General features: G+C 67.7%; 19 protein-coding genes. 6 read left to right on the top strand and 13 right to left on the bottom strand.

The window, feature by feature from the left end; genetic code table 11:
• Positions 1 to 150 precede the first annotated feature (150 nt).
• Positions 151 to 2682, bottom strand: coding sequence for a glycoside hydrolase family 3 protein (locus tag IAE56_RS14675; protein WP_200753021.1), 2532 nt, complete (start codon positions 2680 to 2682; stop codon positions 151 to 153).
• Between the two features lie 341 nt (positions 2683 to 3023).
• Here IAE56_RS14675 and IAE56_RS14670 point away from each other — a divergent pair, with 341 nt between their 5' ends.
• A complete protein-coding gene (locus IAE56_RS14670) occupies positions 3024 to 4031 on the top strand; it encodes a LacI family DNA-binding transcriptional regulator (protein WP_200753020.1) in 1008 nt (335 codons plus the stop codon).
• Between the two features lie 176 nt (positions 4032 to 4207).
• On the opposite strand, the gene IAE56_RS14665 is transcribed toward IAE56_RS14670, so the two are convergent.
• Positions 4208 to 4432, bottom strand: a complete 225-nt coding sequence (locus IAE56_RS14665) for a hypothetical protein (protein WP_200753019.1) — start codon at positions 4430 to 4432, stop codon at positions 4208 to 4210.
• A gap of 163 nt (positions 4433 to 4595) precedes the next feature.
• Between IAE56_RS14665 and IAE56_RS14660 the strand changes: the two genes are divergently transcribed.
• The 3 genes from IAE56_RS14660 (at position 4596) to IAE56_RS14650 (ending at position 10344) form a co-directional block, all read left to right on the top strand.
• Positions 4596 to 7583: a TonB-dependent receptor gene (locus IAE56_RS14660; RefSeq protein WP_200753018.1), complete on the top strand. Its 2988-nt coding sequence runs from the start codon at positions 4596 to 4598 to the stop codon at positions 7581 to 7583.
• Positions 7584 to 7645: 62 nt separating this feature from the next.
• A complete protein-coding gene (locus tag IAE56_RS14655; RefSeq protein WP_200753017.1) occupies positions 7646 to 8662 on the top strand; it encodes a cupin-like domain-containing protein in 1017 nt (338 codons plus the stop codon).
• A gap of 107 nt (positions 8663 to 8769) precedes the next feature.
• Positions 8770 to 10344, top strand: a complete 1575-nt coding sequence (locus tag IAE56_RS14650; protein ID WP_200753016.1) for a sensor domain-containing diguanylate cyclase — start codon at positions 8770 to 8772, stop codon at positions 10342 to 10344.
• Positions 10345 to 10392: 48 nt separating this feature from the next.
• Here IAE56_RS14650 and IAE56_RS14645 read toward each other — a convergent pair whose 3' ends face one another.
• The 8 genes from IAE56_RS14645 to IAE56_RS21250 all read right to left on the bottom strand — a co-directional run bounded on the left by IAE56_RS14645 (position 10393) and on the right by IAE56_RS21250 (position 18423).
• Complete coding sequence (locus IAE56_RS14645) at positions 10393 to 11265, bottom strand: energy transducer TonB (RefSeq protein ID WP_234456098.1); 873 nt, start codon at positions 11263 to 11265, stop codon at positions 10393 to 10395.
• 72 nt (positions 11266 to 11337) lie between these two features.
• Positions 11338 to 13068 carry a bifunctional isocitrate dehydrogenase kinase/phosphatase gene (aceK, locus tag IAE56_RS14640; protein ID WP_200753014.1) on the bottom strand — a complete coding sequence of 577 codons (1731 nt, stop codon included), beginning with the start codon at positions 13066 to 13068 and terminating at the stop codon, positions 11338 to 11340.
• Between the two features lie 206 nt (positions 13069 to 13274).
• Complete coding sequence (locus IAE56_RS14635; RefSeq protein WP_108770215.1) at positions 13275 to 13634, bottom strand: hypothetical protein; 360 nt, start codon at positions 13632 to 13634, stop codon at positions 13275 to 13277.
• 54 nt (positions 13635 to 13688) lie between these two features.
• Positions 13689 to 14105, bottom strand: coding sequence for a roadblock/LC7 domain-containing protein (locus IAE56_RS14630; RefSeq protein ID WP_200753013.1), 417 nt, complete (start codon positions 14103 to 14105; stop codon positions 13689 to 13691).
• On the bottom strand, positions 14098 to 14646 hold the full coding sequence (locus tag IAE56_RS14625) for an ATP/GTP-binding protein (protein ID WP_200753012.1): 549 nt from the start codon (positions 14644 to 14646) through the stop codon (positions 14098 to 14100). Before IAE56_RS14625 ends, IAE56_RS14630 begins: the two co-directional genes overlap by 8 nt.
• Positions 14639 to 15583, bottom strand: a complete 945-nt coding sequence (locus tag IAE56_RS14620) for a hypothetical protein (RefSeq protein ID WP_200753011.1) — start codon at positions 15581 to 15583, stop codon at positions 14639 to 14641. Before IAE56_RS14620 ends, IAE56_RS14625 begins: the two co-directional genes overlap by 8 nt.
• A gap of 286 nt (positions 15584 to 15869) precedes the next feature.
• Positions 15870 to 18092 (bottom strand): NADP-dependent isocitrate dehydrogenase, encoded by a 2223-nt coding sequence (locus IAE56_RS14615; protein ID WP_200753010.1) that lies wholly within the window; start codon positions 18090 to 18092, stop codon positions 15870 to 15872.
• A gap of 205 nt (positions 18093 to 18297) precedes the next feature.
• The gene (locus tag IAE56_RS21250) at positions 18298 to 18423 is read right to left on the bottom strand and encodes a hypothetical protein (protein WP_267912602.1); all 126 of its coding nucleotides are present in this window, start codon (positions 18421 to 18423) and stop codon (positions 18298 to 18300) included.
• 22 nt (positions 18424 to 18445) lie between these two features.
• Here IAE56_RS21250 and IAE56_RS14610 point away from each other — a divergent pair, with 22 nt between their 5' ends.
• Both IAE56_RS14610 and IAE56_RS14605 read left to right on the top strand, forming a co-directional pair.
• Positions 18446 to 18802, top strand: a complete 357-nt coding sequence (locus tag IAE56_RS14610) for a hypothetical protein (protein WP_159097571.1) — start codon at positions 18446 to 18448, stop codon at positions 18800 to 18802.
• A gap of 66 nt (positions 18803 to 18868) precedes the next feature.
• Positions 18869 to 19642, top strand: a complete 774-nt coding sequence (locus tag IAE56_RS14605; RefSeq protein WP_200753009.1) for a hypothetical protein — start codon at positions 18869 to 18871, stop codon at positions 19640 to 19642.
• 66 nt (positions 19643 to 19708) lie between these two features.
• On the opposite strand, the gene IAE56_RS14600 is transcribed toward IAE56_RS14605, so the two are convergent.
• From IAE56_RS14600 to queF, 3 genes are all read right to left on the bottom strand, one after another.
• On the bottom strand, positions 19709 to 20221 hold the full coding sequence (locus tag IAE56_RS14600) for a hypothetical protein (RefSeq protein ID WP_200753008.1): 513 nt from the start codon (positions 20219 to 20221) through the stop codon (positions 19709 to 19711).
• A 60-nt stretch (positions 20222 to 20281) separates the two neighbouring features.
• A complete protein-coding gene (locus IAE56_RS14595) occupies positions 20282 to 20572 on the bottom strand; it encodes a LysM peptidoglycan-binding domain-containing protein (RefSeq protein WP_108770221.1) in 291 nt (96 codons plus the stop codon).
• A 263-nt stretch (positions 20573 to 20835) separates the two neighbouring features.
• Positions 20836 to 21654, bottom strand: coding sequence for an NADPH-dependent 7-cyano-7-deazaguanine reductase QueF (queF, locus tag IAE56_RS14590; RefSeq protein ID WP_200753007.1), 819 nt, complete (start codon positions 21652 to 21654; stop codon positions 20836 to 20838).
• Positions 21655 to 21838: the final 184 nt, after the last annotated feature.

Below are 21838 nucleotides of genomic sequence, written 5' to 3'. Positions count from 1 at the left end.
GGCGCGGCGCCGCCCCCCCCCCCGCGCCCCGCCCCCCGCCCGCCCCCCCCCCCCGGGCCCCCGGGCCCCCCCCCCGGCGGAGTGCATCTACGCTCCTTTGAAGTAGATCCACGCCACGCGTGGATGCTTGCCCGGACGCGCCCGACCACATCACGGGCAGGCCACCGCGCCCTCGGCGTTGGCCGTATTGGCGGTCAGCTTGACCTGGGTGAAGGCCGCCGCGAACGGCGTGTCCGCAGTCACCACGAACGGCGCTTCCACCGCACCCAACGCAACGCCCTGCTTGGCGAAGCACGCCAGCGGCACGGTCACTGTCTGCTTCTGCCCGGGCGACAGCTTGCCCAGCAGCGGGGCGATGTCCACCCCGCCCTCGCAGCCACTGCCGCACTGCATGGTCACCTTCACCGGCGAGGCCGGGCGCTTCACCAGCTGCACGTCGAACTGCAGCGCGCCGTTGCTGCGCGCCAGCGCGCCGAGGTTGCGGCGCGAGGTGCTGCGTGCGATCAGCTGCGCCGGGGCCAGCCAGGTCACTTCCTTGGCGTCCTGCTGGGTATTCACCTGCACGGTGCGCACCTGCACCACCGGCTTGGCGGTGGGCCAGCGCAGCGTGGCGTTGAGGTCGCTGCCCAGCGGCTGGGTCGCACCCGCGGCCGCCACGTGCAGTGCGAACGGCGGCGTATCGGCGCGGTTGAAGATCGGCAGCACGGTCACTTCGCCGCAGCTGTCCGGGTCGGCTTCGTCGAGCCTGGCGACCTTGCCGCCCTTGGCGTAGCTCAGGCCATAGCCGAGCGCGAACAGCGACGGCTTCTTCGCATCGGGCTGGTCGATCGGTGCTGGACACGGCACGCCCGGCCACGGGAAGCTGAGGCGACCGCGGAAGTCGTGCGCGGGCTTACCGCCCTTGCCGGCCACCAGCACGTCGGTCACGCCCTTGCCTTCGGTGCCCGGCAGCCAGGCGGCCACGAACGCACTGGACAGGTTGAGCAGGTCGTTGGTGTACATCGGGCGGCCGGACATATAGACCGTCACCACCGGCTTGCCGGTCGCAGCCGCCGCCTTCAGCGCGGCCAGGTCCTGCGGGTAGGCACGGCTGTGGCTCACGGTGTCCGAGGCGAGGATGTCACCGTTGGTTTCCGCATACGGCGTCTCGCCGATCACCGCCAGCACCACGTCGAACGCCTTCGGATCGACGCCCTGGCCATCGGCACTGAAGCTGACCTTGTCCGCGCCGAGTTCGGCGCGCAGCGCGCCCAGCACCGAATCGCCATTGGGGAAATCGGCGTTCTTGTTCTCGGTGCCCTGCCAGGTCAGCGACCAGCCACCGGACTGGTCACCGATGTTGTCGGCACCCTTGCCGACCACCAGCACGCGCGCATCGCGGCGCAGCGGCAGGACCTTGTTGTCGTTCTTCAGCAGCACCAGCGATTCGCGCACCGCACGGCGCGCCAGATCGCGGTGCTGCACGGCGGTGGCATCGCCGGCATAGCGGCTGTCGGACGGCGTGTGCTCGAACAGGCCGGCGCGCAGCTTCACCCGTAGGATGCGCGTCACCGCATCGTCGATGCGCGCCATCGGGATCTCGCCCTTCTGCACCTGCGCGATGGTGTTGTCGATGAAGGCCTTCCAGTCGTCGGGCACCATCACCATGTCGATGCCGGCGTTGATCGCCTGCGCGCAGCTGTCGTTGCGGCAGCCCGGCACCTGGGCGATGCCGTTCCAGTCGGAGACGACGAAGCCGTCGAAGCCCATCTTGTCCTTCAGCGCGTCGGTCAGCAGCGCCTTGCTGCCGTGCATCTTGCCGTAGTCAACGCCTGCGGCACGATCGTTCCAGCTGTTGAACGAGGCCATCACCGTCTGCGCGCCTTCGGCCAGTGCGCCGTAGTAGCCCTGCGCATGCACGTTGATCATCGTCGCCTTGTCGACCAGCGCCTCGCCCTGGTCGCGGCCGCTGTCGGTGGCGCCATCGCCGAGGTAGTGCTTGGCGGTGGTGACCACGTTGCCGTCATCCTTGAACGCGCCCTGCGCGCCCTTGACGTAGGCATGGGCGAAGCTGCGGATCACCGTCGGGTCGGACGAATAGCTTTCGTAGGTGCGGCCCCAGCGCGGGTCGTGGGCCACGGCCAGGGTGGGCGCGAACACCCAGCCGATGCCGGTGGCGCGCACCGAACGCGCAGTGGCTTCGCCGATGCGCTCGATCAGTTCCGGATCACCGGCCGCGCCCAGGCCGATGTTGTGCGGGAATAGGGTGGCGCCCAGCACGTTGTTGTGGCCGTGCACGGCATCGGTGCCCCAGATCACCGGCACCGGCGTCTTCGCATCGGTAGCCAGCGAGGCGGCGTGGTAGGCGTCCGCCAGCTTCAGCCAGTCCTGCACGCTGGCGTGCTTGTCCATGCCCGGCCACGAACCGCCTCCGTTGAGCACCGAGCCGATGTAGTAGCGGCGCACCTGCTCGGGCGTGATCGTCTTGATCTCGGCCTGGGTCATCTGCCCGATCTTCTGTGCCAGCGTCATCTGCGAAAGAATCTGCTGCACGCGGCTTTCGATCTGCGCGTCGGTGGTGATCGCGCTGTGCACGCGCGGCCAGTCCTGCAGGCGTTCGCCGCTGGCCGGTGCGGCACCGACGGGCGCGGCAAGGGCGGCCAGCAGGCAGCTGGCAAGAAGGGTCTGGGTGGGGCGATTCACTGGGCTCTACCTCCGTGGATGAAGTTCCTGGCGCGCGTGTCTGCGACCGCACGCGGGCATGGGCGCTTGCGCACCGCTCCTGACAGCGCTGTCATATAAGGCGACCCCGCTGCTGTCAATCGTTGTTCGCGGGCAACGTGCCCGCCGCCCCGCAACGACGGGGCCTGGCGCATCATCGACGCGCCAGCGCGGTGCGTGGGTGCTGCATCGCGACACGAAATCGGGACGTGCCAGCGCCCCTCATGTCGTGGCAACATCCGCCTGCTTCGGCAACACCGACCGGGCCAGCACGCACTACCATCGCCGCGTGCCCGCCGCCTTCCAGGAGGAACCATCGCATCATGCGCAGTCGAATCGAGGATGTCGCCGCCGTTGCAGGGGTTTCGATCAAGACCGTGTCGCGCGTGCTCAACCATGAGCCGAACGTGCGCGAGCAGACCCGCGAACGCGTGCTGGCGGCGGTGGCGCGGCTGGGCTACAAGCCCAACCTGTCGGCGCGCAGCCTGGCCGGGCAGCGCTCGTATGCACTGGCGCTGGTCTACAACAATCCCTCGCGCAATTACCTGATGGAAATCCAGAGCGGCATGCTGGAAGCCTGCCATGCGCAGCACTACAACCTGATCCTGGGCCCGGTCGGCACCGGCCGCCGCACCCAGCCCGACCTGGCCGCGCTGTTCGAGAATTCGCGCCCGGACGGCGTGGTGCTGATCCCGCCGCTGACCGACGACGAGGTGGTGCTGTCGTACCTGGAAGAACAGGACATCCCCTTCGCCTGCATCGCGCCGCGCCACCCGGAAGGCCGCATCGGCGTGCGCATGGACGAAACCACCGCCGTGGTCGAACTGATCGGCCACCTCGTCGCGCAGGGCCATCGCCGCATCGGCCACATCAAGGGCCCGCGCGCGCACGGTGCCTGCCAGTGGCGCCACGCCGGTTACCGCCAGGCGCTGCGCGAGGCGGGCATCGCCTACGACCCGGAACTGGTGGTCAGCGGCCAGTTCTCGTTCGAATCCGGCGTGGACGCCGCCAACACCCTGCTCGACCTGGATGACCCGCCGACGGCGATCTTCGCCGCCAACGACGACATGGCCGCCGCGGTGTACCGCGTGGCGGGCGAGCGTGGCCTGCGCGTGCCGCGCGATCTGTCGGTGTGCGGCTTCGACGACACGCCGATCGCCGGCCACATCTATCCGGCGCTGACCACGGTGCGCCAGCCGACCGCGCACATGGGCCGGCTGGCGACCGAGCAGCTGATCGAGCACATCCGCGCCGAGACGGCCGGACGCATGATCACCGTCGAGCACGCGGTGCTCGATCGCGAATCGACCGCCGCACCACGCCGGCGCTGACGCTCCCTGCCGCAGCGGACCGACGCGTCCGTTGCGGTTTTCCTCGCATCCAGGCGCACGCGGGCGGCCGCCGCTTCGCCGTGCGCGATGAAGTGACCGTACGTGCCCAGCACCGTACACGCGTTGTCCGCGGGCGGTCGTTGCCATGTCCAGAACCTGTCCTCCCGGTCATTGATTCAAGCCATCAAGCGGACATGCACGACATCCGCTGTCTGCTCCATTTGTCCAGCGCTGTCAGTGCACAACAACGGCTGCGTTCCACCACTGCACAACGGCATCCGCGCAGTTTTGTTCTGCACCGCACAACTCAATTCCACCGATCCATTGGCAGCGCTGTCATTGCTGAAAAACCGCTGGAAATCCCGCAGACAAAGGGAATTCATCAGCATGAGCGCGTTCATGGCAACGTTTACATGACACCCCACCCCAGCGCCGATCAGGCGCACTTGATGGCAGTTTGTTGACAACGCTGTCAACCGTCGCTCCAATCCGGCCACATGCAGTAACCCGCGATCGAGACAACGCCGCAACGACACCACCGAATTCCCTGGGGAGGGAGCTTCCATGAAGACGTACAAGGCAGTACCTCGCAAGACGATGCTCACTTCCGCGCTGCTCGCAGCGCTTGCTGCACCGGCCTGGGCGCAGGACGCACCTGCCGGCGAAACACCCGACCCGGCCACGCTCGATACGGTGCAGGTCACCGGCATCCGCGGCAGCCTGCAGTCGTCGATGAACCTCAAGCGCGACAGCCAGGGCGTGGTCGATGGCATCGTCGCCGAGGACATCGGCAAGTTCCCCGATACCAACCTGGCCGAGTCTCTGCAGCGCATCAGCGGCGTGTCGATCGACCGCACCTCCAGCGGCGAAGGCTCGAAGGTGACCGTGCGCGGCATCGGCCCCGACTACAACCTGGTGCTGTTGAACGGCCGGCAGATGCCGGCATCCAATCTCGGCAACGGCGGTGGTGGCCTCAACGGCTCGCGCTCGTTCGACTTCGCCAACCTCGCTTCCGAATCGATTTCGGCGGTGGAGGTCTACAAGACCAGCCGCGCCGACAATCCGGCCGGCGGCATCGGCGCCACCATCAACATCAAGACGCTGCGCCCGCTGGAATCGGAGCCGGTGATCAGCCTCGGCCTGAAGGCGGTCAACGATTCGTCCAACGACAACCTGCCGCGCACGCTGCAGGGTTCCAACGTCACCGGCGAGCTGTCGGGCATCTTCAGCCAGCGCTATGCCGACGACCGCTTCGGCGTGTCGCTCAGTGCCAGCCACCAGGAGCGCGACTCCGGCTTCAACCAGGCCACCGTGGCCGAGGGTTGGGCCACGTTCTACGGCAATGAAGCCACCGACTGGCGCGCCCTGCCGCAGCCGGGCCAGGGCTATTCGGACCGCATCACCAACCGGCCGGGCCCGAACGATGTGTATGCGCGGCCGCAGAACACCGCGTACAACGTCAACGGCGTGCAGCGCCAGCGTACCAACGCGCAGGCCACCTTCCAGTGGAAGCCGGCCGACAACATCACCACCACGCTGGACTACACCTATGTCGAGAACAAGGTGCAGCAGCAGCGCAGCGAACTGTCGGTGTGGTTCAACTACGGCCCAGGCGACAGCATCTGGACCAATGGCCCGGTGTCGGCGCCGATCATCTACAGCGAGGACATGACCAACTCGGACGTGTCGATGGGCGGCGCGCGGCTGGCCACCAAGACCGACATGCACTCGCTGGGCTTCAATGTGGACTGGGAAGTGAACGACGCGCTGGACCTGTCGTTCGACGCGCACAACTCGCAGGCCGAATCGCAGCCGGACAGCCCGTACGGTTCGGCCGGCGTGCTCGGCGTGGCCGCCTTCGTGCGCGGCACCACCACCGTCGACTACAGCGGCGACCTGCCGATCATCAACATCGCCCTGCCGCCGGGCGGCGTGCAGGCGTCCGATGCGCTGGTCACCGGCTCGGTATTCCAGAACAGCTACAACAAATCCAAGGTGCAGCAGTACCAGGGCCGCGGTACGTTCCGCTTCGCCGACTACTCGGCGCTGGACTTCGGCGTCGGCCACACCCAGGTGGAGAACCGCTCGGCCTCGGCCATCATGCAGCGCAATACCTGGGGCGGCCTGGGTTCGCCGTCCGACTATGCCGATGACATCTGGTACGCGGACAACATGGCCAAGTACTTCAAGGCCTTCTCCGGGCACAGCGATCCGCGCCTGACCGGCCAGTTCCTGGTGTTCGACTTCGACCGCCTGATCGACCGTGCCGCACAGGTCGGTACCGCCTCCGACCCGGCCTGCCCGACCTGCTACTACGCGCCGACCGAGTACTCCGAAGACATCCGCACCACCGAGAAGACCCGCAGCGCCTACCTGCAGTACCGCACCACCTTCGACTGGTCGATGCCGCTGCACGTGGCGGCCGGCGTCCGCTACGAGCAGACCGAAGTGGAATCCAGCGCGATGGTGCGCGTACCGACCGGCATCAGCTGGGGCTCGGCCAACGAACTGAACATCGTCTACGCGCCGGAGAGCAGCTTCATCGGCGGCCGCGGCAAGTACGACTACGTGCTGCCCAACGTCGACCTGAAGCTGGACCTGAGCGACTCGCTGGCACTCCGTGGCAGCTACAGCCGCACGCTGGGCCGCCCGAGCTGGACGCAGATCCAGAGCGGCCAGTCGCTGGCCGACATCGTGCGCACCCAGGGTGGCAGCGGCAGCCGCGGCAACCCCAGCCTGGAGCCGCTGATCTCGGACAACTTCGACCTCTCGCTGGAGTGGTACTACGGTGAGGCCAGCTACGCGTCGGCCGGCTTCTTCCGCAAGAACATCAAGAACTTCATCAGCGACACCGTGGTGCGCGAGAACAGCGGCAACCTGCACACGCCGGTCGGCGGCGCCTACTGGAACGAGGCACTGGCCTCGTGCGGTGGCACCGACATGCCCTGCATCCGCGATTACATCTTCACCAACCATGCCGGCGATCCGGGCGTGAACTTCACCGGCGTCAATTCGGCCGGCCAGCTGACCGGCACCATCGAAGGCCTGCCGACCGATCCGATCGCCGGCTTCGACATCACCGTGCCGGCCAACCAGCACTCGGACCACCTCGATGGCTGGGAAGTGGCGGTGCAGCACCTGTTCGGCCAGTCCGGATTCGGCCTGGCTGCCAACTACACCAAGGTGAAGTCCGGGCTGACCTTCAACAACCTCAGCCTGGGTGACCAGTACCCGATGATCGGCCTGAGCGACTCGGCCAACCTGGTTGCGTTCTACGACAAGAACTCGTGGCAGATCCGTGCGGCCTACAACTGGCGCGACAAGTTCCTCAACGGCATCGGTGGCCAGGGCCCGAACCCGAACTACACCGCCGCCTACGGCCAGCTCGATCTGAACATCAGCTACGCGGTGAGCGAGCAGCTGAGCCTGAGCCTGGAAGCGATCAACCTGACCGACGAGACCATGCGCACCTACTCGCGCCACACCAACATGCTGCGCTACGCCACCCAGACCGGCCCGCGCTACATGTTCGGCGTGCGATACAAGTTCTGACCGGCTGCGGTAGTGTGGAGCCGAGCCCAGGCCCGGCTCCACACTGCCCCGGATACCCGCGCATGCTTTCACCGCCCCGCCCCATCGAAGAGATCCACGGCCTGGACCCGGCGCAGCTGCACGTGCAGCTGCCGACCTGGACCACGCCGAAGGTGATCCGTGGGCTGGTGGCGCACTGGCCGCTGGTGATGGCCGCGCGCCGATCCGCCGCCGAGGCGGTGGCCCACCTGGCCAGCTTCGACCATGGGCAGATGCCGGTGACCGCGACCACCGCCGCACCCGACACGCGGGGCCGGTTGTTCTACAACGACGACATGAGCGGCTTCAATTTCCGCCGCGAACAGATTCCGCTGAAGGTGGTGCTGGCCACGCTGCTGAAGTACGCCAGCGATCCCGCGCCGCCGTCCATCTACGTGGCATCGACCACGCTCGACAGTTTCCTGCCGGGTTTCAGCCAGGCCAATCCGCTGCACCTCGGCGTGGCCGATCCGCTGGCCAGCATCTGGATCGGCAACCGCTCGCGCATCGCCGCCCACCAGGACGTGCCGGACAACCTGGCCTGCGTGGCAGCCGGCCGCCGCCGGGTCACCCTGTTCGCACCGGAGCAGATCGACAACCTGTACGTCGGGCCGCTGGACTTCACCCCGGCCGGTCAGGCGATCAGCCTCGTCGATTTCCATGCGCCGGACCTGCAGCGCTTCCCGCGCTTCGCGCAGGCGTGGGCACAGGCCCAGGTGGCGGAGCTGGAGCCCGGCGACGCGGTGTTCATTCCCTCGCTGTGGTGGCACCACATGGAAGGCCTGGAAGCGTTCAACGTGCTGGTCAACAGCTGGTGGCGACCGGTGCCGGCCTGGATGGACTCACCGATGAACGCGCTGATGCTGGCCATCCTCGCCCTGCGCGACCTGCCGCCGGAACAACGCGCACACTGGCGCACGATGCTTGACCACTATGTCTTCGACGCCGGTGCGCACACGGCCGCGCACGTGCCGCCGGACGCGCAGGGCGTGCTGGCGCCGCTGGATGCGGCCGGCGCCGAGCGCGTGCGCGATACGCTGCGGCGGCGCCTGCAGCGCTGACACCGGGTCACCGTACTTTCCCCGGGGCAGGCGAATGTGCCCATAATGGCGGTTCCCCCACCGTTCGCGCCCGGCTGCGCTGCCGCAGCAGTGGGCGCAGTCGCCGCATGCCGCCGATCTCCAACCGCCTCAACCTGGGCAAACTGATTCTTGCCCTGGCCCTGCTGAGTACGCTCATCGCCCTCGGCAACACGCTGCTGGCCAGCTACCGCGTACAGCGCGACCAGCTGGTGAGCAACACCCTGGAAGCCAACCGCGTGTACACCAGCAAGCTGGCCGACACGACGCAGACCTTCCTGCTCTCCGCGCAGCAGCAGCTGGCCTACGCCGCCACCCGCCTCGGCGAAAGCGGCCTGGATGCCGGCCACGCCCAGGATGAAGCCAGCCGCCTGCAGCTGCAGTCCAGCAGCTTCAACTCGTCGCTGGTGGTCAATGCCAGCGGCCTGGTCATCGCCACCTCGCCGCAGACCCTGCAGCTGCAGGGCGAAGTGCTGAAGAGCTTCGGCAACAACCAGGCGCTGGCGCGTCGCCAGCCGCTGGTCAGCGATCCCTACCAGTCGGCGACGGGCAAGCTGCTGATCTCGCTGTCGCACCCCATCTTCGACCGCCAGGGCGCCTACCTGGGCTACGTCAGCGGCACCCTGTACCTGCGCCAGCGCAGCGCGCTGCATACGCTGCTGGGCAAGCACTACTACCGCGATGGTTCCTACCTGTACGTGGTCGACCACAACGGCCGCATCATCTATCACAACAATCCGAAGGAAGTGGGCACCTACGCGCTGGACAACCCGGCGGTGAAGGCGGTGATGCGCGGCCATTCCGGCAGCCAGCAGCTGGTCAACAACCATGGCGTGGCACAGCTGTCCGGCTATGCCCCGGTGCCGGCCACCGGCTGGGGCATCATCGCCCAGCGCCCGACCGAAGCGACCCTGCAGCCGCTGTCGCGGTTGATGACCTCGGTCATCTGGAACGCGATCCCGCTGGGCGTGCTCTCGCTGCTGATCACCTGGTGGTTCGCCAGGCGCATCTCTATGCCGCTGTGGCAGCTGGCGCGCAACGTGCAGGAAGGCGAAGACACCGGCAACGCGATCAACCATGTCACCGGCATCCGTGCGTGGTACTTCGAAGTCGCGCAGCTGAAGCAGGCGGTGCTGTACAGCTTCAATGCGCTGCAGGACCGCATCGGCACGCTCAACCGCGCCAGCCGGACCGACCCGATGACCGGGCTGCTGAACCGCCGCGGCCTGCAGAACGCGCTGGAGATGCTGCAGGCGCAGGGCGTGCCGTTCGCGATCGTGGCGCTGGACATCGACCGTTTCAAGGCGATCAACGACGGCCACGGCCATGATGTCGGCGATGCCGCCATCGTCCACATCGCCGAGCAGATGCGCCGCCATTCGCGCGAGACCGACGTGCTGTGCCGCGCCGGTGGCGAGGAATTCCTGGTGCTGCTGCCGGGCGTCAGCGTGGCGGCGGCGCAGCAGACCGCCGAGCGCCTGCGCCAGGCGATTGCCGGGCAGCCGTTCGCACCGGTCGGCAACATCACCGTATCGCTGGGCGTGGCCCATTTCCCCACGTTCCATGCCGACGTGGAGCAGGCGTTGCGACTGGCCGACAAGGCCCTGTACCTGGCCAAGGAACAGGGCCGCAACCGCGTGGTGGTCTACCCGCACGCGGATTGATCCGTGCGCGGGCGCGCCAGGCACGGCCTGGCGCTGTGGCCGCGTCGGTCAGCCCAGCGGGGTCAGCAGGCGCGGGCCGTCGTTGCGGCCGACCATGTAGACGCCGCCCTCGGGCAGCAGGTCGGTACCGGTGGCCTTCTCGTCTTCGCCGGTGATCCACGGGGCCTGCTGGCGCGGGCCCGGGATGTAGGCCGACCAGCGGCCATAGCGCTCCTTCTTCGAGTCGAAGGCGTAGTGGACGGGAACCCGTACGGTCCAGAACTCCTTGTCCTTGTCCTTGCCGGTCGTCGGCGGCTTGAAGGTCCAGCTACGCGCGGTCTTGACGCTGGACTTGGCCAGCACGTCACGCAGCATGTCCATGGTGCGGCCGGGACCGACCGAGGTCAGGTTGGTCCGTTCTGCAATCACGTCGGCAACCTTGCCATCACGCCCGATCTTGACCAGCAGCAGCACCACGCCCTGGCCGCGGATCGAGGCTGCCTTGTCCGGATACACCGGCGGGCGCATGCTCACCGCGCGGATGTCATCGCTGCCGAGGTTGTTCTCGTCGCGGACCTTGTCGAAGTTCGCGTCGGTCACGCGGACCTGCATCGTGTTGCCGGCCAGGTTGTCCGCCAGCAGGCGCAGCTGGACAGTGGTGCGCGCACGCACCGGCTGGCCATCGACCAGCACCGGCTCGAAACGCCACGCCTTGACCGTGCCGTCGACCATCGCCGCCACGTCTTCGGCAACCTTCTCGCGGTGGTCGAGCTGGAAGCCTTCGACCTGGCCATCGCGGCCGATGTCGATGACGCCACTGAGCGTCATGCTGGCCTCGGTCTGCTTGCGTACTTCACGCGCGCTCTGCGCATCGGCGGTGCCGATGCAGGCCGCGCCGCCACCGAGGGCCAGGGTCAAGGCCAGGAAAAGGGAAGATCGCATCACACTCACTCCTTGTGCATGAGGTACGAAGCCTACCCCAGGTCGCCCTGCGATGTGTTACGGCCCGGCTGATCACGCCAAGCGATGGTCGGCGGCGTACGGCGGCGTGTCGGGGTAGTCAGCACTGGCGAAACGGGCCTGCAGGCCCTGCCACCAGGCGGGATCGAACAGGTGGCGGTAGTGTTCACGCACCGCCGCCAGCTCCTGCGCCGGCAGGCCCATGAATGGACCGAAGCGCTCGGGAAAAACGTCACGCGGCCCCACATGGAACCATGGTTCGTCGGCGAGTGCCTCTTCCGGCGTACGCGGCTGCGGCCAGGCGCGGAACACGCAGTCGCTGACCAGGCACAGCTCGTCGTAGTCGTAGAACACGGCGCGACCATGCCGCGACACGCCGAAATTCTTCGGCAGCATGTCGCCGGGGAAGATGTTGTTGCGGGCCATGTCGGTGATCGCCTGCGCGTAGTCCAGCACGGCCGCGCGTACGGCTTGCCCGCCCTGCTCGCGCAGGTACAGGTTCAACGGGCGGAAGCGACGCTGCACGTAGCACAGGGCAATCTCGATCTCGTCGCCCTGCACCCGCACGCTCTGCGCACACTGCTGCAGCAGCTCGTCCAGCAGCGCCGGGGCGAAGCGCGCGCGCGGGAAGCGCAGGTGGCGGTAGGGCTGGGCATCGAGCAGGCGGCCGACGCGATCCAGGTTGAACACCAGCGCGTACTTCTCTTCCACCTGCTGGCGCGACATCGCCTTGGGCCAGGCGAAGCGGTCGCGGATCAGCTTGAACACCAGCGGGTAGCTGGGCAGGGTGAACACCGCCATGACCATGCCCGGCGTGCCCTCGGCATGCACCAGTTGTTCGTGCGGGTGTTCATTGAAGTGGCGGAAGAAGGTGCGGTAGCGCTCCGTCTTGCCCTGCTTGGCGCGGCCGAGCACGGTGTAGATCTCGTCGATCGGCTTGCCCGGCAGCAGGCTGCGCAGGAACACCACGGCATCGCCGACGGTGGCCAGGTTGGCCTGGAAATAGCTGCGCGAGACACCGAACAGGTGGGCGACATCGCGGCGCCGGGTCAGCACCGCATCGGCGCGCAGGCCGTGCTCGTCGTTGACCAGGGCGATGATGCAGGGCGAGAAGCGGTGTTCGCCGAACACGCGGCCGACCAGGTAGGCGCGACGCTCGCGGTAGAACACGGTGTCGAGCAGCTCGATGCTGCGCACCGGCGTATCGCCCCAGTGGGCGAGGTCATCCTGCAGTCGGATGGCGATGGCCGCCGCGCAGCGCAGCTGGTGCGCGTAAGGCACGTCGAAGCGGTAATCGGCCAGCACCCGCTGCAGGGCCTCCACCGGGCGCGTGGGCGACACCGCATAGGTGTGGCGGGCCACCGGGTGGGTGATCGCATCGGAGGGTTCGATGTCGAAGGCGATGAATTCCAGCGCCGGGTCGACCCCGCGGGTGGCGAACAGGCGCCGCGCCAGGGTGTTGTAGAAGGTCTTGTACAGTTCGGCGTCGATCAGCCCCTGCAGCAGCGCGTTGTAGTGCGCGTGCACCTGCAGCCACAGCGCGCGCACGCCGATCGCGTCGCCGGCCATGCGCCGCAGCGCGTCCATCCGTTCGGCGATGCACAGGTCGTACAGGGCGATGCGCTCGACCGCATCCTGCCGTGCAGCGGCCCAGTCGCGCTGCTCGAAGCGCAGCCGCGCCCGCGCGGTGATCGCCGCGAAGCGCGCGTGGTAGTCCTCGAAGCCATCGCGGATGGCCACGGCGATACGCGGTGCCAGGTCGACGGCGATGTCAGGCTGGGACATGCACGGCTCGGCAGGGAGACGGGCATCCACCATACGCCGGCGTGGGGTAGCTTGTGTAGAGCCGAGCCCATGCTCGGCTGCCTTGGCGCGTCGGTAGAGTCGAGCTTGCTCGACTGCTTCTGGCAGAAGTCGAGCAAGCTCGACTCTACGAAAGGGCGGGAGCACAAGCAGCCGAGCATGGGCTCGGCTCTACAACAGCCGGTGGCTCAGATCGCCAGCTCGGACTCCACGTCCTGCACCTTGCGCCGGGCCAGGGCGAGGTTGCTCTTCGCGCGGTCCAGCACGATGTAGAAGAACAGCCCCTTCTTCTTCGCCACCGGCCGCATGATGTGGTACGCCTTGCCCAGCGAGATGAGGATGTCCTCGATGCTGTCGTTGAGATTGAGCGATGCGGCCGTCTTCATCTTCGCGCGGATCACTTCGGTGTTGCCCGCGGCCGCTACTTCCATGTCCATGCCGGCGCCCGCCTCGCCCAGCAGCATGCCGCTCTCGTAGTCGACCAGCGCCACGGCCTGCGCGCCATCGATGCCCATCAGTGCATTCAGCGATTCAGTCAGTCCAGCCACGTCGTATCCCCTTGTCGGTGTTGGTTCGAGCCCCTCGTTCCCCTGCGGCCGGGCTCACGATCCGCTGAGTTCGGCCAGGATCGCCTGGCCACATTCCCTGCTCTGCCACAGCACCTGGCCGATCACGCTGCGCTGGTCGCAGGCGGCCATCAGCAGCAGCGGTGCGCGGCCTTCGGTCTGGATCGCCAGCATCAGCACCTTGCCGCCCAGTGCTTCCAGCATCAGCGTCTGCAGGTCGCCCAGCGCCAGTTCGCGGCCCACCGCTGCGGCCAAGGCCAGCATCGCGCTGGTCATCGCCGCCAGCCGCTCGCTGCGGCCATCAGCACCGGCGCTGACCAGGGCGAAACCATCGACACTGGCCAGCACCACCGTGCGGACCCCCTCCACGCGCCGCTGCAGGTCCTGCAGCAGCGGCTGCAGGCGCTCGCGCTGGCCGGCGTCGGGCAGCGTCGCCACCTGTCCGTCAGCCATGCAGGGCCACCAGTGCGTGCGCTTCCATTTCACTCATCAGCACATCCATCAGCAGCAGGCCCTGCGCGCGGTCACGCGCATCGATCGGCAGCAGCGGCAGCGGCTGGTCGTCCAGGCAGGCGCGGTTGGCCCAGTCATCCAGCTGCGCGTCGGGTATCTGGTCCAGGTGGGTCACCGCTACCACCAGCGCCAGCGTGCCGGCGAACGGCCGCAGCGCCTGCAGGTAGGCATCGAGTTCGTCGGCGAGGCCGGCGCGGCGCGCGTCCAGCAGCAGCACCGCGCCACGCGCGCCCTGCAGCAGGATCGGCCACAGGAAGTCGAAGCGCTGCTGGCCCGGCGTGCCGTACAGGCGCAGGCGCTCGCCGTTGGGCAGGTCGATGTCGGCATAATCCAGAGCGACCGTGGTCGAGGCCTTGTCCGCTCCCGCGCGGTCGCTGTTGGCGACGTCGGTATCGATGACCGCACCGGCCGCGATGCTGCGCACCAGGGTCGACTTGCCACTGCCCATGCCGCCCAGCACCACCACCTTGTGCTCACGCATTGCGCTCGCTCCCGCGCAGGCTGCGCCAGAGGCGGGCAAGCAGGCCGTGGTCGGCGCCGCTGCCGCGCGCGGCCACGGGCACCGGCGCGGCGTTCTGCAGCTGCGCGTAGCCGCACAGGTAGGCGGCATGGATGAAATCGCGCACCGCAGCCGGCGGCAGTTCCAGCAGCATCGCGCACTCGTCCACCGTGTACGCGCGCTTGAGCAGCAGCGAGCACAGGCGGAACCCATCGTGGTCGTGGCCGAGCACACGGAAGTCGGGCCAGCGCAGCAGCTTCACCGCTGCACTGCGCAGTCGCTCGTCCAGCGCCTGCCAATGGCGGCTGCGCTGCGCCCATTGCCACAGCAGCGGGCGCAGCGGCTGGCGCGCGCGGTTGCCGGCCAGCAGCTGGAACTGCGGCGCCGTCAGCGCGTCCAGGTACAGATGTTCGAAGCCCTGGGCCAGACGCTCCACCAGTACGGCGGCCGGTTCCTGCAGCACCACCGCCTGGTCCTGCTCCAGATCCAGCAGCAGCAGAGGCTGCCCGCGCTCGCCCAGCAGTGCGTGGCCCTGGCGCAGCGGCAGGCGCTCGCGCAGCAGGCGGGTGATGGCGTGGGCGCCGTCGGCCAAGCGGATGGGCGCGGGTTCGGCGCTGCCCTGCATGCCACGCAGCGCGCGGCCGATGGCCCCATCATCGAGTACATCCTGGCGGCCATGGCCTTCGCGCAGCTGGCCACCGCTGCCCTCGATCCAGCAGTGCAGTCGCGGCCGCTGCTCGCGCATGCGCAGCGCGGCGTTGCGCAGCGCGGGCGTATCGCGGACCACCAGCAGGTCACAGTCGTCCAGGTCCTGGCTGCGGCATACCTGTCCATCGGGCAGGGCCGAGGCCACGCGCAGCCGCTGCAGCAGGGCCTGTTCGCCCTGGAGATCGGTTCCCACCACCAGCACGCGTGCCATCCGTGTTCCCCGGGCGACCGCCTCCCCGACGGTCTCGCATCGCCAAGGCTAGGCCATCGCCGCGCGCGTACGTCGTGATCGACTGCTCAGATCGATGGCGGCTTCAGGCACGTATTTATGGGTTCTGCGACGGCCATCGTGGGCAAGTTTCATGCCGTTTTGACGGTTCCGGGCAATGGGGTCAGATCCCTTCTGCGTGCAGAAGGGCTCTGACCCCTCACCCCAGGCAAAAAGAAACCCGCGCCGAAGCGCGGGTTTCCGGGTGTCACACGCAGGCGGCGATGGATCAGCCGCGCAGCTGCTCCAGCGCGGTGTTGAAGGTCGCGCTCGGGCGCATGGCCTTGCTGGCCTTGGCCACGTCCGGACGGTAGTAGCCACCGATGTCCACGGCCTTGCCCTGCACCGCGGCCAGCTCATCGACGATGGTCTGCTCGTTGTCGGTCAGTGCCTTGGCCAGCGGGGCGAAGCGGGCCTTCAGTGCGGCGTCTTCATCCTGCGCGGCCAGGGCCTGGGCCCAGTACAGCGCGATGTAGAAGTGGCTGCCGCGGTTGTCGATGCCACCCAGCTTGCGCGACGGCGACTTGTCGTTGTCCAGGAACTGGCCGTTGGCTTCGTCCAGCGCCTTGGCCAGCACGCGGGCGGCAGCGTTGTCGTAGCGGTTGCCCAGATGCTCCAGCGACGCGGCCAGGGCCAGGAATTCACCCAGCGAATCCCAGCGCAGGTAGTCCTCTTCGACGAACTGCTGCACGTGCTTCGGGGCCGAACCACCGGCACCGGTCTCGAACAGGCCACCACCGGCCATCAGCGGCACGATCGACAGCATCTTGGCGCTGGTGCCCAGCTCCATGATCGGGAACAGGTCGGTCAGGTAGTCGCGCAGCACGTTGCCGGTCACCGAGATGGTGTCCTCACCCTTGCGGATGCGGTCCAGCGAGAAGGCGGTCGCTTCCACCGGCGGCAGGATGCGGATGTCCAGGCCGTTGGTGTCGTGGTCCTTCAGGTACTGCTCGACCTTGGCGATGACCTGCGCGTCGTGGGCGCGACCGGCATCCAGCCAGAACACGGCCGGGGTGCTGCTCAGGCGGGCGCGTTCGACGGCCAGCTTCACCCAGTCCTGGATCGGCGCGTCCTTGGTCTGGCACATGCGCCAGATGTCACCGGCTTCCACGGCGTGCTCGAACACCACGGTGCCGGCCTCGTCGGTGACCTTGACCACGCCGTCGGCGGTGATCTGGAAGGTCTTGTCGTGCGAGCCGTACTCTTCGGCCTTCTGCGCCATCAGGCCGACGTTCGGCACCGATCCCATGGTGGCCGGGTTGAAGGCACCGTTGGCCTTGCAGTCGTCGATGACGGCCTGGTACACGCCGGCGTAGCAGCGGTCGGGGATGACGGCCTTGGTGTCCTGCAGCTTGCCTTCGGCATTCCACATCTTGCCGGAGTCGCGGATCATCGCCGGCATCGAGGCGTCGACGATGACGTCGCTCGGCACGTGCAGGTTGGTGATGGCCTTGTCCGAGTTGACCATCGCCACGCCCGGACGCTGTGCGTACTCGGCGGCCAGGTCGGCTTCGATCGCGGCGCGGGTGGCCTCCGGCAGCGACGGCAGGCGCGCGGCCAGATCACCGATGCCGTTGTTGGCATCGAAACCGGCCTGCTTCAGCACGTCGGCGTGCTTGGCCAGCACGTCCTTGTAGAACTCGTTGACGGCCACGCCGAACATGATCGGGTCGGAGACCTTCATCATGGTCGCCTTCAGGTGCAGCGAGAACAGCACGCCCTGGGCCTTGGCATCGGCGATCTGCTCACCGATGAAGGCGGCCAGCGCCTTGCGGCTCATCACCGCGGCATCGACGATCTCGCCGGCCTTGACCGCGGTCTTTTCCTTCAGCACGACGGCGCTGCCGTCCTTGCCGTGGAAGGTGATCTTCAGCGAACCGGCGTTGGCCAGGGTGGCCGACTTCTCGCTGCCGTAGAAATCACCGGCGGCCATGTGCGCGACGTGCGACTTCGAATCCGACGCCCAGGCGCCCATGCGGTGCGGGTGCTTGCGCGCGTAGTTCTTCACCGACAGCGGTGCACGGCGGTCGGAGTTGCCTTCGCGCAGCACCGGGTTGACCGCGCTGCCCTTGACCTTGTCATAGCGCGCCTTGTAGTCGCGCTGCTGGTCGTCGGCCGGGGTTTCCGGGTAATCCGGCAGCGGGTAGCCCTGGTCCTGCAGTTCCTTGATGGCGGCCTTCAGCTGCGGCACCGAGGCGGAGATGTTCGGCAGTTTGATGATGTTGGCGTCCGGGGTGGTCGCCAGCTGGCCCAGCTCGGCCAGGTCGTCGCTGACCTTCTGCGCATCGCTGAGCAGTTCCGGGAACTGCGAAAGGATGCGGCCGGACAACGAGATGTCACGGGTTTCCACCACGATACCGGCGGTGGCGGTGTAGGCGTCGACGATCGGCAGCAGCGACTGGGTCGCCAGGAACGGTGCTTCGTCGGTCAGCGTGTAGAGGATCTTGGACATGGGGGACTTGGACTCTGTAGCGGTTCTCAGGGGAAGGCCGGCGCAGGCGCCGTGCCACGTGCAACCGTGTCACTTTCCCCGTCGCCGTCAGGGTGGGCGCGCGAGGGGGAAACCCCTGCATTGTCGCGTTTTCAGCCGCGCGGGGCAAAGCCGTGCCATACGCCCGGGTACTGCGGCCGCAGGGTGCAGCGGCCGGCGCGGCCGGTCAGCGGGCCGTTGCTGATGTTTCCTTAACCTGCCAGGGCCTTATAGTCGCAATGATTGGACGAAACAGGATTGTCGTCATGTTCAAACCACGGCTGCCAACGGCCACCACGTTGTTGTTGATCATGCTTGCATCAGGAGGATGCGCGATGTCTGAACCCGCTCATGCGGTTCCCGAAGCGTCTGCAACGCTGCACATTGCCCCGCAGACGCCCACCCCGAAGGTTTTCGAATGCGCCCGGCAGCGTTTGGCGCAACTGGGCGAGGACGATGCCCTGTGGGACCACAAGGTCACCCGCGAAGACGTGCCGGACGGGGTGCTTGAAACCGGCAACTTCCCCGAAGACAACATTTCCGGGTTCCGCCTGCACCTGCAGCACGACGCGGCGGCCGGCAAGGTGGCGCTGCGCCTGCGTGGCGCCGGGGCCTACTACGTCGACCAGGGTGTCCAGGCGGGCCTGAAGACCTTCGAGGAAGGTTTCACCCATTGCCTGGCTGCCCCCTGAGGGCAGCGCTGAACACGAAGCAGGCACGTGGGATGCCTGCATGGACCCCATCAAGGAGATGATGCAATGCCAGACGGATATTCCATTGAAGCCCGATCGCTACGGGTCGCCGGTATCGCCAGCCACGATTTCTGGGTCCTGCGCGACCCGCAGGGCAAAGCCCTGGCCGAACTGCATGGCCTGGCCACCGACCGCGAAACCCAGCGCGCGATTCCGATCGGCACGGACGAGAAGAAGCATTCCCTGCGCGTGTGGCACTTCGCCCACGACAAGGATATCGCCGCCGAACACGGTGCCAAGCCCACGTCGGAAAGCTACATCAAGGAAGGCCAGCAGCATCACACCGCGCTGACCGGCAGCAAGGAAGAAGTGATGGGCCGCTGGAACGCGGCCGTGGCGGCCAAGGACACCTTGAACGAAAAGGACCTGAACTACCCGAACTACGGCTTCAAGGTGTTCGGGGATACGGTCAACAGCAACTCCGCCTACCGCACCCTGGGCGAGATCATGGGGGTGAAGGTGCACGATTTCGGCGGTGTGATCGAGCCGGGCCTGGACAACCGAATGGCCACCCCGGCCGAGATCGAGAAGCTGCAGGATCCGAAGTACCCGCCGTTGACCTCGACCCAGGGCGATCAGCCGCCGGCCCGGGGCAACGCCGACGCTCTGCTGGCCGGTGCACGTGAAGGCGGTGAAAGCCTGGCCACCGCGATGCGTGATGTGCAGGCATCGCCAGAGGGCCAGGCGTTCGCGGCGCGCGCGCAGGAGTCGGCCCAGCAGCAACAGGTTGCCGACAACGCCCGCCAAGCGACGGCGCAGGACGCGCCGGCCCGCGCCTGATGTAAAAAAGACGCAGCCTCGCGGCTGCGTCGATCGTGAGTCCAACCGGGAGAGAGTCGGCGGGACTTACTTGACCTCGAACTCCTGCGGCGTTCCTGCCGCCTTGCCATCAACCATGACTTCCGCACGGTACTTGCCCGCCGGCCAGCCATTGGCGTTCTTGAACGTGATGTTGGTCGTCTCGGCACCGCTGGCGTTCAGCGTGTCGCTCTGCTCGCCCGCCACCTGGCCATCCTGGAAGGTCAGCTTGGCACCGATGCTCACGTTGCTGGCCGCGCCGTCACTGCGGACCGAGACGATCACATCGTCCTTCGGCGCGAACAGAGCTGCCGGTGCTACCGACTTGTCGGCAACTGCAGTCTTGCCCACGGTCACCGAAGAAACGTTGACCGCAGCGGCGGCCTCGGCCATCGGCGGCGGCGCGCCGGTCATCGGCGCCGGTGCAGGCTCGGCCGGGGTGGTCGCCGCCGGGGCCGCATTGTTGTCAGTGGACTCTTCTTTCTTCTTGCAACCGACCAAGGCAACGCTGCCCAGCAGGGCGGCGATCAGGGCGGTCTGGAGCGGGCTGGTCTTGATCATTCGGGTGTTCCTCGCAGGGATTGTCGGTCGGCCTGGGTGCGCCAGACGGCGCGGGCCGGCTTACTTCGGCGGCAGCTTCAGGGTCTGGCCCGGAAAGATCTTGTCCGGGTCGTCGAGGACATCGCGGTTGGCCTCGAAGATCTTTTTCCAGGCATTGGCATCGCCCAGGTGCTGCTTGGCGATCTTCGACAGCGAATCGCCCTTCTGCACGGTGTAGGTACCGCCGACGCGCTCGGCCGTGCTGTCCACCGAGGCCGTAACGCCGGAGAAGTCCGCCTTGGGAACCTTCTCGGCGGTACTGTCGACGCTGGCGGTGACGCCGGAGAAATCGGCTTTCTTCTCGGTGCTCATCCACACACTCCCGTCTGCATGACTACGTGGATGGCACGGTGACATGGAGGTTGTTAAATGGGGATGGTGCAGATGTGAAGCCGTCCGGGTGGGCGGCTGAACAATCGCGGTGGAGGGTGCCCACAACAGTTGCCGCCCAGCGGCCGGCGCTACCGATGACCGCCTGGCAACCGCGGTAGCGCCGGGCCGTGCCCGGCGGCTTTGGCTGTGCCCGCTTCGCTCGCCGGGCATGGCCCGGCGCTACCCGTAACTGCGTGCGGCGGTTACTGGCGCAGCTCGCGGAAGGTCGCGGCCGGGCCGGCGATGCCGTGGCTGGCACGCCAGGGATTGATGTCCAGGCCACCGCGACGGGTGTAGCGTGCTTCCACTTCCAGCCACTGCGGCTGGCAGCGCGCGGACACCTCGCTGAAGATGCGCTCCACGCACTGCTCGTGGAACTCGGCGTGCTCGCGGTAGCTGACCAGGTAGCGCAGCAGGCCGGCGCGGTCGATCTTCGGGCCGCGGTAGCGGACGCTGACCGTGGCCCAGTCCGGCTGGCCGGTGACCGGGCAATTGGATTTCAGCAGGGACGAGACCAGGGTCTCCTCCACCACCTGGCCGGCATCGGCGGCGAGGTAGTCCGCCTGCGGCGGGCCGTAGCAGTCGATCGCCACGTCCAGACCATCGATCGATTCGCCCAGCGGCGCCTCGCGCAGTTCCGGCAGGCCGAACTGCACCTGCACCGGCGCACCCGCGCAGGCCGACAGATCGGCCACCAGGCGCTCGCGCAGTGCCTCGGCGCTGTCGATGCGGGTGCTGTTGAGGGAGTTCAGGTACAGCTTGAACGACTTCGATTCGATCAGCCGCGGCGAGGTGCACGGCACCTGCACGGTGGCCACCGCCACCTGCGGCTTGCCGCGCGGGTCGAGCCAGCTCAGTTCGAAGGCGTGCCAGCGGTCGTGGCCGACGAACGGCAGCGCGGCGTCATCGAGGCCGATCTCGGCGCGGGCGCCGATGCGGGGGATGGGAAACAGCAGGCCGGGATCGTACTGCGACGGGTAACTGACCTCGCGACCGAGGCTGGAGTCCTGGGGGGTGTTCATGGTGCGCATTGTATCGCGCGGGGGTGGGCCTTCGGCCGGGTCGGCCAACGGCGGAGCCCCTCCGTGGTGGGTGTGGGCGTGCTGGATCTCGGGGTTGGCCGGGAGGGTGGGTTGGCTGGGGGACGCCGTGAATCCCCAGACCGGCCCAGCCGCTGGCGGCTGTGCGTTCGGGCGCTTGCGAAGC

Source organism: Stenotrophomonas sp. S41 (genome assembly GCF_016624625.1).
In the GTDB taxonomy this organism is placed as follows: domain Bacteria; phylum Pseudomonadota; class Gammaproteobacteria; order Xanthomonadales; family Xanthomonadaceae; genus Stenotrophomonas.
This window is presented reverse-complemented; position numbering and strand designations above follow the sequence as displayed.

Coding starts and splice junctions, on each gene's coding strand:
- IAE56_RS14600 (WP_200753008.1), bottom strand. CDS start 20,221: ATGATCAAGACCAGCCCGCTCCAGACCGCCCTGATCGCCGCCCTGCTG.
- IAE56_RS14595 (WP_108770221.1), bottom strand. CDS start 20,572: ATGAGCACCGAGAAGAAAGCCGATTTCTCCGGCGTCACCGCCAGCGTC.
- IAE56_RS14650 (WP_200753016.1), top strand. CDS start 8,770: ATGCCGCCGATCTCCAACCGCCTCAACCTGGGCAAACTGATTCTTGCC.
- IAE56_RS14605 (WP_200753009.1), top strand. CDS start 18,869: ATGCCAGACGGATATTCCATTGAAGCCCGATCGCTACGGGTCGCCGGT.
- IAE56_RS14625 (WP_200753012.1), bottom strand. CDS start 14,646: ATGCGTGAGCACAAGGTGGTGGTGCTGGGCGGCATGGGCAGTGGCAAG.
- IAE56_RS14615 (WP_200753010.1), bottom strand. CDS start 18,092: ATGTCCAAGATCCTCTACACGCTGACCGACGAAGCACCGTTCCTGGCG.
- IAE56_RS14620 (WP_200753011.1), bottom strand. CDS start 15,583: ATGGCACGCGTGCTGGTGGTGGGAACCGATCTCCAGGGCGAACAGGCC.
- queF (WP_200753007.1), bottom strand. CDS start 21,654: ATGAACACCCCCCAGGACTCCAGCCTCGGTCGCGAGGTCAGTTACCCG.
- IAE56_RS14645 (WP_234456098.1), bottom strand. CDS start 11,265: ATGCGATCTTCCCTTTTCCTGGCCTTGACCCTGGCCCTCGGTGGCGGC.
- IAE56_RS14670 (WP_200753020.1), top strand. CDS start 3,024: ATGCGCAGTCGAATCGAGGATGTCGCCGCCGTTGCAGGGGTTTCGATC.
- IAE56_RS14630 (WP_200753013.1), bottom strand. CDS start 14,105: ATGGCTGACGGACAGGTGGCGACGCTGCCCGACGCCGGCCAGCGCGAG.
- IAE56_RS14610 (WP_159097571.1), top strand. CDS start 18,446: ATGTCTGAACCCGCTCATGCGGTTCCCGAAGCGTCTGCAACGCTGCAC.
- IAE56_RS14660 (WP_200753018.1), top strand. CDS start 4,596: ATGAAGACGTACAAGGCAGTACCTCGCAAGACGATGCTCACTTCCGCG.
- IAE56_RS21250 (WP_267912602.1), bottom strand. CDS start 18,423: ATGATCAACAACAACGTGGTGGCCGTTGGCAGCCGTGGTTTGAACATG.
- IAE56_RS14655 (WP_200753017.1), top strand. CDS start 7,646: ATGCTTTCACCGCCCCGCCCCATCGAAGAGATCCACGGCCTGGACCCG.
- aceK (WP_200753014.1), bottom strand. CDS start 13,068: ATGTCCCAGCCTGACATCGCCGTCGACCTGGCACCGCGTATCGCCGTG.
- IAE56_RS14665 (WP_200753019.1), bottom strand. CDS start 4,432: ATGAACGCGCTCATGCTGATGAATTCCCTTTGTCTGCGGGATTTCCAG.